This window comes from Candidatus Epulonipiscium viviparus, from assembly GCF_000171335.1.
Taxonomy (GTDB): Bacteria; Bacillota; Clostridia; order Lachnospirales; family Cellulosilyticaceae; genus Epulonipiscioides; species Epulonipiscioides viviparus.
In genome coordinates, this window is sequence record NZ_ABEQ01000036.3 from 15,456 (window position 1) to 27,591 (window position 12,136).

Below are 12,136 nucleotides of genomic sequence, written 5' to 3' on the forward strand. Positions count from 1 at the left end.
TTATTCCTCCCCTTCTTTATTAATTTCTAGGCCAAACTCAAGACGTTTTTTCTCAATTTCTTCATTGATAAGTTTAGTATAGTCGAGTAGTGTTTCACGAGGGTCATTATTATTATTAACAACGTTACGAACTGCGTTTGTTATGTGTCTGAATGTATAATATCCACCGGCAATTTGCGGAGTACCTTCTACCCACTTCCATTGCTCCAGTAGAATTTCTTGTTGCTCATTAGTCCAAGGCAGTTGCTGGAATCCTTCGATATTAGCGGTAGCATAACGAGCTGAAGGTCCCAAAATACTCTCCATTTCACGACCAAACCTAACTTGAGTAGGAGCATCTGTCCACCACTTCAAAAATTCCCATCCTTGTTCCTTGATCACCGCATTRTCTTGCTTTAACATCATAGATCCAGAAGATCCTCCATATGCTGTTCTATCGATTGTTCCGTCTTCTCGTTCTGTACCAGGCATAAGAGCAAAGTCCCAAAGACCACGAATCTCTGGCGCAAATACGGCTAACGAATTGTACATTCCATATCCTTGAACACCGATAGGCATTTCACCAGAACGGAAACGGTTTAGGAAGTTGTATTCAGATGGCAATTTATAATGCGTAAAGAACTTGGTATACGTTTCGAATGCGTAAACACTCTCTGGAGAATCTAGCAAAATTCTATCTCTTTCTTCACTATACAAATCAGCACCTTGTTGATATAGCATTCCCAAGAACATTGATGGATCTGTTCCAGTTGTTCCCATAAGAGATGGAATTGCAACGCCCATATTATTTTGTTGAATTACAGGAAGCATATCAATTAGATCTTGCCAAGTGTTTGGTACATCTAGTCCCAGTTCATTCATAATATCTGTTCTAAAGAACAACACATCATAGCTTTGCGTATCTGGAATAGCATACACCCCACCCTCGAATTTAAATGGCTCATAAGCACTAGGATAGAAACGAGAGAATATTTCCTCAAAATCTTCAAATTGAGTTAAGTCTTCAACCGCATTACGTAGTGCGTAGTTAACTGGCTCGCCTTGACCAATAGAAAGAACTAGGTCAGGACCTGCACCCGAAATAACTGCCTTCATAAGGGTTCCGCCTTCTACCAACTTAACATTAACCTTAATGCCAGTTTCTGGGGTAAATGTATCATCAATCATATTTTTGATAACGGTACTTTGGTCACGTCCTGTTAGTAACCATATATCAACAACCTCTTGATCTTCATATACATTACCTACCGAATTGTAATCAGTAAAGAATGATGCAACAAAAGAGCCAACTTCATGGAAAGTATTAGAGAAAATTCCAGAGCTAACCTTTTTAGGTTTAACATCAGTAGAGCGAACAACAAATTCATCGATATCTAGAGGTGATTCACTTAGAGTTAAGATTGTTGTACCAAGAGCACTTACATTACTATTAAAATTTGAAAGTGAGCCTGGAATTTCATCAGGGCTTTCCACAAACTCTTCTAGCTGACGAGCCAATGTCTCAATAATCGCTGATTGGCTAGATTTTTCACCTGCATATGCAGTAAGATCATCTACGATTTTATATAATCTCTTGCTTTCAAGGGCCATTCCTTCGATTACATCCGGATACACTTTATCAATATTATAATCACGATACGCGTCAGGAACACTACCTGTAAGAACTAGAATTTTACGATACATAGCATTTAGTCTATATACACTATCCTCAAGATCTCCTAAAATTTCACCAAGATCACCCAGAGTAATTTGTGTTTTTATAGAATGCTTACCAGCTTCTAAATAAATAGGTGCGGGTTCCCCATCAACAGAAAAAGTAGTTAAAACCCAGTCGTTACTATACTGAAACGGAATTGCTGACAATTCTTGGAAAGGGATTTTATCATCTATATATATAGATCTATTTGATACAAAACCACGTTGATAATTCTGACGTCCTTTTAGATCAATATAATAATATCCATCTTGCGGAACTTCAAAGTCCCATTCAATCCATTGACCAGCTATACGAAATGCGTATCCGCCACCCATATTGAGTTTGATTTTAGATATACTATATGGTTCTGTTCCAGGAGATGAACGATCATATGTAGCATATAGGGAAGGTGATGTTGTAAGCGAGGCTTTTTCACCAGGAATTGTTAATTCGAAGTCTTCGATTGAACTGCTACGTGCAACAGAACTATACTCTGCATAAGTAGGAATTTTTTCGACTGCCTTTAACGTAATTGACTTGATTGCTAACGGTTCGCCAACTCCCTCCAGTGCAATAGTATTCTTGCCTTTTTCGAAATAAAACTCATATGGATCAACTTCATATCCCATATAGTCTTTAAAGGCTAAAGTATTCCACTCTGGAAGCTCTATCTGACTTGGACGAATCTCATTACCTTGATTATCTGATTTGACTGCTCCGGCATCGCCCCAAAGTCTAGTAAACAATATTTTATCAGAACCATTAAAAGGAATTTCACCATTAATGTAAAATGCTCTTTCTATATCAGTACCCTTTCCTGGTGCTGGATAATATTCAACCTCTACTTGGTATAATCCTTCTTCTTTAACATCAACGTCCCATTCTACATAAGATTGGGGCTCTGTTATTAAAACATTACTTTCCCCTTCATAATTCTTATGAAAACTAGCACCCTCTGTTTTGTTAACATCTGTTAAATCAACTTCAATGCTCTTTAAAGCATGAGGTGTCGAAGCATGAGATACTTGATAATCTGAATAGGTTCCTTCACGATCAATACTAGAAACTTCTGCATCTAAGTCAACGCCTTCATACTTAAATGAAAAATTGTCGACTTCTTGCATAGCATTATACCCAAAATAACATCCGAAAACTGCTACAATACCAGCAAACCAAAGCCAATTTTTGTATTTTGCTTTCATACTTTCCCTCCTTCGGTGTATTGTTGTAAAAATAATTTCATAAAATGTGCACCCCCCCTTTGTTTTTCTAAATTAATTTTATCAAATCCCATGGATATAATATACATAAAATCTTAACACGAATGTTTAATTTCTTAACATCTCATTCACTTTAACTAAATATATATTTTTTTTCTTCCCTTTTATAGTAATTTAAAAAATTATATATATATTTTGAATATCTTTTGCAAAATTTTCACTCAAAAAAGATCTATAATATAGTTAATTGCAAGTACATTCTTTAAAATTTATTAATATATCAAGCCATTACAACATATTCCTAAGCAATTAAATTTTTATTTGCTTTAACTAAAAATCATAAATATTTTTTTGTATAATTGGTAAATTATTTTGCATAATAAAGAATAGAATAAAAATTCAATAACAGAGAGGAAATTACTATGGACAATCCATCTAAAGATTATGAAGACCTTATGTATTCAAATTTTGCAAATTCTGAATTTCAAGAAGCATTAAATAATAGTCTATTGTACTTGCAACATAATTCGACCACACTCGAAATACTCTTGCTACAATCTCGTTGTTATAACCAACTAGGCGAGATATTAAACAGTTTAAAAAAATATCAAGAAATCATAGAACTATATCCCAATTGCAAAGATGCGTATCTTGAACTTAGTGTAATATTCTATAAAATAGGTAATTATAAAATAGTAATCCCACTGTTAGTAAAAGCAATTTCTCTAGGGCACTCCGAAAATATTTGTCTCGAAATTATTGCAGATTGCTATTTTCATATGAGTCAATTTGATCAAGCCGCAAATATATTTATTAAAGCAATAGATTTTTCAGAACATAAGCAGCTAGTTTATAGAAATATAGCAGAATGCTATTTACATTTAGGTAATGATGACTTGGCTGATAAATATCTAGATTTGGCCGACGCATGAGCACAATGTTTCCTGGCTTCTTATATAGCTAGGAACCATTTTACATATATCTGATATTTTACTGTGTTTRTAGGAAAAAATTGTATATTGACAAGTTGTTGCAAGTATTGTATTTTTATTAATAAATATAACATTTTTCAAATTATTATGACATTTTTCATTTATGCGGATTAATTATTAAGGAGAATAACTATGAAAAGAAAATATAACTATCTCATTGCAGCCACTTTGTTATGTGCAACACCTTCATGTCTTCAAGCCGATGTTGCCGATTCCGTCAATTTATTAGAAACTAATGCCGGAGTCAGCCGTTTGTATCTAGATACATCTTTTTTAGAAGTAGAAGGAGTTACTGGTGGTAAACTCAAATTTAATCCTAGTACCGGAACCATTGTAGAAGCTGAAACAACTATAACTACAGCATATATTCCAGAAACCATCAATGGTATTCCTGTCATTGCTATTGCCTCCAATGCATTTGAAAATTGTACCCAATTAACCGAAGTCACACTACCCGAAACCGTAAAGTCTATCGGCTCCTATGCTTTCAAAAACACTGCCCTCCAAAAAATATTTATTCCAAAATCAGTAACATACGTTCCTAGTAATGCGTTTTATCAAAGTTATGCTCTTGAGTTTATATTTTATGGTGGACATAGCATCAACCTAGGTATTTCAACTGCAGAAAAATATTATAGACTTACCAGAATTAGCGATAATTATAGATGGCCCGCTGCGACCACTCCTGTTGTGATTGTTACTCCCAGCCAGGTTAGATGCGTTGTCAATGCTCAGTTAGCAACCATTCCTGGAATAGAGGGTGGCAAAGTTATTTATGGAAATGCCACCACATTTTATGCAGACCGAAGAATGGCCATATTTACAGATCAAATTGAAATCTTTGATGTTCAAAACACCGTTACATCTGCTAGTATTCCAGCCAATATTGATGGTAAGCCTGTCACACAAATTATGACTCCTGCCTTTGAAGATGCAACCTTACTCGAATCTGTGGCATTTCCTAGCACATTGGCATATATCAACTCTACATTATTCAAAAATGCTCCTGCGTTACAAACTATTGCTTTTACAAAGGCACCAAACAGACTTGTAAGCAATTTTCTTGATGGAGCTGATAATTTAAACACCATCTATTTTAATGGCAGTACTTCAGACTGGGATTGTTTTAATATTGACCTATCATCAAATGATACTTTGGAGATAATCCATACCCTAAGTCCGGAGTGGTTTTTTATCAAGGATATAGAAGGCGGTCCAATTAGATTTGATATAGATTCTGGAACCGTTTTAGATTCTGCAGATTATGTTGGTTTTGCCATTGACATTCCGGAAGAAATTTCTGGAGCAGCAGTTAAAGTAATAGGTGAAGGTTCATTTGAAAATCGCATTAATATAAAATCTGCAAAAATACCAGATACAGTGACTGCCATAAAAAGTCATGCATTTAGAAATTCGACAATAGCAACAATATCCATACCAGCTTCTGTTACTGAGATAGCCAAAAATACATTTGCTAACTGTAATTAYTTAAAGACAATATATTTTGGAGGATCTAAAGAAGAATGGGATAACCTTGATGTGGATATTTCAAATCAGGTTGAAGTGTTATTTSAAAATATTGGTCCTATATGGATCAATGTTAACGGAGTGGAAGGAGGTCGCATAAAATTTGACGCTGCTTCTGGCACAATTACCGACGCAGACAATACAATAACAATTGCTAATATTCCAGCAGTTATAGATGGATTCCTCGTTAAAACAATAGGAAAAGGTGCTTTTGAAGGACAACCCTTTGCCAAACAAAATGCTTTTACAGTTATACTTCCTAGTACTGTCACTTCTATAGAAGAAAATGCTTTTAGATTTTCGGGATTACAATCTATTTTTATACCTACTTCTGTTACATCAATACACAACTCTAACTATGATGGAATTATTGAGCCTGGCATATTTGGTGATTGCTTAAATTTGACCGATATATACTATGGTGGTACCGAATCCACTTGGCAAAATTTTAAATTGTATGTTCCAAATTCTATAGATGTACATTTTACCATCTAAAGCGCAGTTATTTATTGCAGTACAAACCAAAAAGCAGCCTAACTGTAAAAGTTARGCTGCTTTTTATATACCGACAGTGGGACTCGAACCCACACACTTTAGGGGTGGTGGATTTTGAATCCACTGCGTCTGCCATTCCGCCATGTCGGCCTAAGATGTGATAAACATAATATAACATACCTTTAAAAAAAAAGCAAGTCTTTTTTTTATTTTTTTCGATTTTTTTTGTCATTTTTTTTAAAATAACATTTCTGGATCTCCAAAATTTTGATTTTTCTCACCTCCTCTTCCAAAAAATTTTTTATTCAATTTCTCGTTCATATGCTAATCTGGCACTGCCATCACCGATATAAATTATTCCACAATAATCAAACTCATTTTTTTCGATCAGCTTTTGCATAGCAATATTATCTTTATGCGTATCTATACGTAGATTCATCCTCAATTTTCTTGCCTCTTCTATAGCAAACGCAAAAATCTGGCTCCCAATGCCCTCTTGCCTAAACTTCATTCCTACAACCACTCTGTGCAATACTCCATATGATTTATCTGTAATCCAACTTCCATCATAGATAGTTGAATAGGTAGGGTCATCTCCAAATATTAAAAAAAAGTAGGCCTTTACTATTTCATCTTCAACAACCACATATCCGTTTCCCCTCTTAGAATCTTCTTTAACATCCAAAGCATTAGGATAACTACCTTGCCACTGATCTACGCCTTTCTCCTTAAAGTAATTTCTAGCTTCATTAAAGTAGAGATCAACTTGCCATGCATCTTCAACAACTGCTTTTCTAATCATAAACTCCTCCATTTATTAAACTCCCTCTATAATAAAAAAGGGAGTAATTTTTTCTTGCTAATCATATTATTTTTGACTCTATTAGAATATCCGTTTTTAATAAAAAACACAAGTTTTACTATTTAGTCATCTTTTCCCATTTCAATAATGCGGCTTCATGTCCTTGATTCGCTGCTTTTTGAAGCCACCACTTACCCTTTGGCCTATCTTTTGATGTACCATTCCCTTCAAAATAAGCCATAGCCAATTCATATTGTGCGTCTACGCATCCACCATCTGCCGCAGATTTAAGCCATTTAAATGCTTTAATTTTATTTTTCGATACACCTATTCCTACCTCATAACATAAAGCTACGCTATATTGTGCTTGTGCAAAACCCCCAACAGCTGCACTCTTATACCACTTGAATGCCTTTCTTGCACTTTTATGTACAACCGTTCCAGTACCATAAAAATAACCAATATCATACCTAGACTCGGCGTGCCCCTCTTTAGCCAGTTGCTCGAATAACCTAAATGCTTTTACCATATCAATTTCAACGCCAGTTCCATTTTCATAACATTCTGCTACCTTGTGACGAGCCAGTGTATCTCCATCCTTTGCCGCTTTCGCATACCAGGCAAATGCTTCATAAAAATTTTGCATAACCCCTAAGCCATCAAAATATAAATCTCCAATCTTAATCTGTGCGGCCACATATCCTTGCTTCGCAGCCTTACTATACCACTCAAACGCTCCATACAAGTTTTGTAAAACCCCTATTCCTTTTTCATAGCAGATACCCAAATTAAATTGTGCTTCRACTCCATTTTGCAGCGCGGCTTTCATATACCAAGCAAATGCTTCGTCGTCATCTTGCTTTACCCCGAGACCCTTTTCATATGCAACACCAACATTATTTTGAGCAAATAAATATCCCTGATCTGCCGCCAATTTAGACCATCGAAACGCTTCTTCTAAATTTTGCTCGACGCCGACACCTTCAGCATATGCAATTCCAATCTTGTGCTGAGATTCTTTGTGCTTTCTTTCGGCAGCTTTCTTTAGCCACTCAAAAGCTTTTGTCGAATCTTTTTCTACACCATTTCCATACATATATGCTATACCCACTTTATATTGAGCATCTTTGTTGCTTTTTTGAGCCAACTGCAAATAACAATTAAAAGCTTTTTCATAATCTTTTTCTACTATAATTCCATCAGTATAAATTTTTCCTAATTTATATATAGATTTAGCATGTCCTTGCGCCGCTGCCTTCTCGAACCATTCCCAAGCCTTATGCTCATCTTGTTCTATCCCATCTCCAGCTGCATATCTCAGCGCCATATGATATTGAGCATATACATATCCATTCTCTGCAGCAGTGCGCAGCCAATCAATTCCAGCACTTACATTTTTTTTAATATCGATTCCCTTGATATATTTCCAAGCTAGATCATATTGCCCTTTTGCATCTGCGGGCTCCATGAAATCTATAGGCAAAATGGTGGAGTTTGACATCACTTCTTCTAAAAATAGTATTTCATAGTTTTCCATTTTCGTTTCTATAATATTTTTATAAATACTAAACACATCAAATTGCGCTAGGGCATTTAACTTTTGTTCTGCYAACATCGCTTCGATAAAACTTGTTGGCTCAATCAACTTTTTTTTGGTTTCAGATAGCAAATGATATGCCTCTAACATCTCTAATGCTACTGTACAAATAGCATCGTCCTGTAATACYTGCAGCTCCAGATAAATTACTCCAATATCAATTTCTTCAATATCTTGAATCTGCATCAAAATTTCCAACATATCTAATTCTTTGCTTGCAATAACTTTATTTTCAAATATTTGTGTAGTTATTATTTCAGCTTTTTCAATATTATTCAATGTATGAAAGTTTATTAATGCTGTTACCTGTAATATATCTCCAATAATATTATCTGTTGTATATGTAACTTGATTTAATACCATTTCTAAATTATTCATTGCATAAATTTTTTCATCCAAGCTTATCAATAGTTCTGCAATCAATTCGTTCTTTAACTCGATATTTAGCAGTCCTAATATTGTTCTAAGATTTACTATAATTGCCGCGCTAATACAATTTCTTTCATTTAATGCTACAATCGTTTCTATTATATAATCATCATATTGATTGGTTCGCATTCTTTTAAACCAGTCTGTATTTTGTAGTAATGCATCCTTATTTCCATCAATAAATAAAGCAATCATTTCTGCAATCATTTTATTTATCTTGTACACCGGCTGCGCTACTAAGTAGTCTATATCAACCATCTCTATACACCCCCGTCATTTTCTTCTTATTATATTTAATTTTTTAAAAAAYTTTCTTTTCTTAATCTTATCTCCAGCCTCCAGATGTCCTTGCTCGGCAGCTTTTTGATACCAAAAATAGCCTTGTTCTTTGTCTTTTTTAGTTCCCAAGCCTTTTATATATGCCGCTCCTAATGCGTACTGTGCATACATATTCCCTTGCTCTGCAGATTCTTTAAACCATTTAAAAGTTTCATCCAAGTTTTTTATCACACCCTTACCATATTCATAGCACAATGCCAAATTATATTGGGCTTTTGCATGACCTTGTATTGCAGCTTTTTGATACCATTCAAATGCTTTAGAATAATTTTTCGTTGCGCCTTTTCCRTTTTCATAAAGATATCCAAGATTATTTTGTGCTTTAGCAAAACCACTTACTGCTGCCCGTACATACCATTCAAAGGCCTTATCCAAATCTAAAGTAGTTCCTATACCTTTTTCATAGCATAAAGCTAGATTAGTCTGAGCTTTTACACTTCCTAAGGTAGCGGCTTTTTGATAAAATTTAAATGCCATTTCTAAATCTGAATCAACACCTGTTCCTTTTTCATAGCAATATCCTAATTTGTATTGCGCTTCTACATGTTCTTGCTCCGCAGCTTTTTGATACCACCGAAATCCTTGTATCAAATTTTTCTCTGTACCATTTCCATAAATATATGCGGAAGCAATTCGATATTGCGCTGTCGCATCTCCTCTTTCTGCCATCAATTTATAATTTTCAAAAAGTTCAGCATTATCTATTAGTTCTAGATTTTCGGTTATAACTTTCACTTCTGCAGATTTATTACCTAGTAACAAAGGAAGAGTATCATGTGAAATACTGGTATTTACAATAGATGCTTGTTCATATATATATGCATAGCTTACTTCRTATTGAGCATTCTTATGCCCCTGATCCGCTGCCATTTTAAACCATTTAAAACCTCTCGCTACATTCTTTGTAACCCCAATACCGTTGGTATATCCAAAGCCTATATCATATTGCGCATCTTTATCGCCACTTATGCCCATGCGTATTAAACTCCTAAAAGATTTCGACATATCCTCAATTCTACATTCATTTAAAATAAAGTCTATAGATGGAATTATCACCTTATTCATGTCTATCTTCTTTATAAAATTATCAATATTTTCATAATTTAATATTTTGGCTTCAATTAACTCTAAGTAAATATCATTAATAGAAATTTTAGTATTCATATTTAAGTTCTGCTCTGCCAGTATTTTATTTGTCATCACAAATTTATCGATTGTTTCTTTCTTTATATCTAGGTGATATTCTTCAACAGTTTTTAATAAAATTTTTCCAATAAAATTATCTTTTAATGTCTGCGACTCCAAATATATAGCACCAATTTCTTCTTCAACATCCATAATCAGTGTTATAATATCTTGTAAATTTATTTCTATATCAGATAAAACATTGTTTTTTTGCAATTCATTTGTAATCATTTTCATTTTTTCAATATTTTTTATTGTATATTCACCTAAAATTGATGTAATATTAAATATGTTAATTAATGGGTTATCTGCAGCATATACTCCGCTATCTATATTAATTAATATTTCATTTAAATTATCTATAGTATCAACTTGCTCATTTAATTTAGTCAACAATGGCCATAAAAGTCTGTTGCGCTTCCTTAAATATATCAAGTTTAGCTCCATCGTCAAGTTTATGATTATTTCAGAATGAATATACTCTAAACTATAGAGCACATTGAGAGCCGTTACGATATATTCATCAATTTGGGTATCAGTATCGATATCATCTTGCATTTTTTTTACCCAGCTAAATTCATAAAACATTTTCAATTTATTTTTATTATTCAACACAGCTAGCATTTGGGCTACCATTTCGTTTATCCTAAAAGCAGGAAGACTCTTTAAATAATTAATTTCTGATTGAGTAATCAATAACGTACCCCCTAATAAAATTTTCATATCGTAAAATTATATGAGGGCAAGCCAAACTTTACCATACATTTTGAGTATGTTTTATTAAATATTTATCAATTTCACCTTGTCAATTTCAAAAAAATTTTAGATAATTAACACATAAATATTTTTGGAGGTACTCATGAAAACTAAATTAAACTTAGCAGAGATTTATCCTTCTCTTTCTATTCCAGGTGCTAATCCTATTTTGGAAATATATAATCAATATAAAAGTACAGAATATGACACTCACAATAAACGTCCTTGCATAATAATCTGCCCTGGTGGATATTATCAGTATACTTCTGACAGAGAAGCTGAGCCTATTGCTTTAAAATTTTTATCAGAAGGCTATAATGTATTTATATTGCGATATAGCGTATTACCAGTTCAATATCCACAGCAACTCTTAGAGCTTGCTGCAGCCGTTGCTCATGTCAGAGTTAATGCTACACAATATTACATTGATCCCAAAAATATATCCATAGCCGGTTTTTCGGCTGGAGGACATCTATGTGCCAGTTTAGCCACACTGTTTGGTCGCAAATTTATATCTGATACACTCAAAATTAAATCTACAGATTGCTATCCAAATAAATTACTTTTAGGCTACGCAGTAATTGATATCAAACCACATACCCCTCCAAAGTTTGTTGTTGAAGATATCGACATTACACCTTCTCGACAGGAATACTATACTACCGCCATATCTGATTATGTCTCTGCAGCAACACCACCTACTTTCATTTGGCATACAATATCTGATAAAGTAGTTCCAGTCGAAAATGCATTTATGTTTGCTGATGCGCTTAGAAAAAATAGCATACCTTTCGAACTTCATATTTACCCCTTCGGAACACATGGGCTAAGCTTAGCAAATGACCAAAGTGCCACTAACGAAAAACATCTCAACGAACATGTAGCAAGCTGGGTTAATCTAGCRCTTGAATGGCTAAAAATATCATACAATTAAAAAGCAGGGAGTATTTTCCCTGCCTAATCTACATTTTCTAGCTTAATTAATAAATATTCCTCTTCATTTGTTTCCAGCGTTGCCCCATCAATAAGTTTAATTGCTATTTACACCCATTTTTGCACATACTTCCTGTAATGTAGGAGTCGTAATACTTATATAAT

Annotated in this window: 7 protein-coding genes and 1 tRNA gene; 3 read left to right on the forward strand and 5 right to left on the reverse strand. The window is 34.0% G+C overall.

All coding sequences use genetic code 11. From position 1 onward, the window contains the following. Positions 1–2,898, reverse strand: coding sequence for an extracellular solute-binding protein (locus EPU_RS06530; protein ID WP_029488155.1), 2,898 nt, complete (start codon positions 2,896–2,898; stop codon positions 1–3). A gap of 440 nt (positions 2,899–3,338) precedes the next feature. Here EPU_RS06530 and EPU_RS06540 point away from each other — a divergent pair, with 440 nt between their 5' ends. Further along, positions 3,339–3,848, forward strand: coding sequence for a tetratricopeptide repeat protein (locus EPU_RS06540; protein WP_010167837.1), 510 nt, complete (start codon positions 3,339–3,341; stop codon positions 3,846–3,848). A 192-nt stretch (positions 3,849–4,040) separates the two neighbouring features. Then, on the forward strand, positions 4,041–5,930 hold the full coding sequence (locus EPU_RS06545; RefSeq protein ID WP_029488156.1) for a leucine-rich repeat domain-containing protein: 1,890 nt from the start codon (positions 4,041–4,043) through the stop codon (positions 5,928–5,930). 68 nt (positions 5,931–5,998) lie between these two features. Here the strand turns inward: EPU_RS06545 and EPU_RS06550 are convergent. The 4 genes from EPU_RS06550 to EPU_RS12720 all read right to left on the reverse strand — a co-directional run bounded on the left by EPU_RS06550 (position 5,999) and on the right by EPU_RS12720 (position 10,978). Then, a tRNA-Leu gene (locus EPU_RS06550) sits at positions 5,999–6,080 on the reverse strand. 151 nt (positions 6,081–6,231) lie between these two features. After that, the gene (locus EPU_RS06555) at positions 6,232–6,732 is read right to left on the reverse strand and encodes a GNAT family N-acetyltransferase (protein WP_044149727.1); all 501 of its coding nucleotides are present in this window, start codon (positions 6,730–6,732) and stop codon (positions 6,232–6,234) included. A 118-nt stretch (positions 6,733–6,850) separates the two neighbouring features. Next, positions 6,851–9,016 (reverse strand): SEL1-like repeat protein, encoded by a 2,166-nt coding sequence (locus EPU_RS12715; protein ID WP_052296474.1) that lies wholly within the window; start codon positions 9,014–9,016, stop codon positions 6,851–6,853. Between the two features lie 15 nt (positions 9,017–9,031). After that, positions 9,032–10,978: an SEL1-like repeat protein gene (locus EPU_RS12720; RefSeq protein WP_010167205.1), complete on the reverse strand. Its 1,947-nt coding sequence runs from the start codon at positions 10,976–10,978 to the stop codon at positions 9,032–9,034. Between the two features lie 163 nt (positions 10,979–11,141). Here EPU_RS12720 and EPU_RS06570 point away from each other — a divergent pair, with 163 nt between their 5' ends. Next, positions 11,142–11,972, forward strand: coding sequence for an alpha/beta hydrolase (locus EPU_RS06570; protein ID WP_010167846.1), 831 nt, complete (start codon positions 11,142–11,144; stop codon positions 11,970–11,972). Positions 11,973–12,136 lie beyond the last annotated feature (164 nt).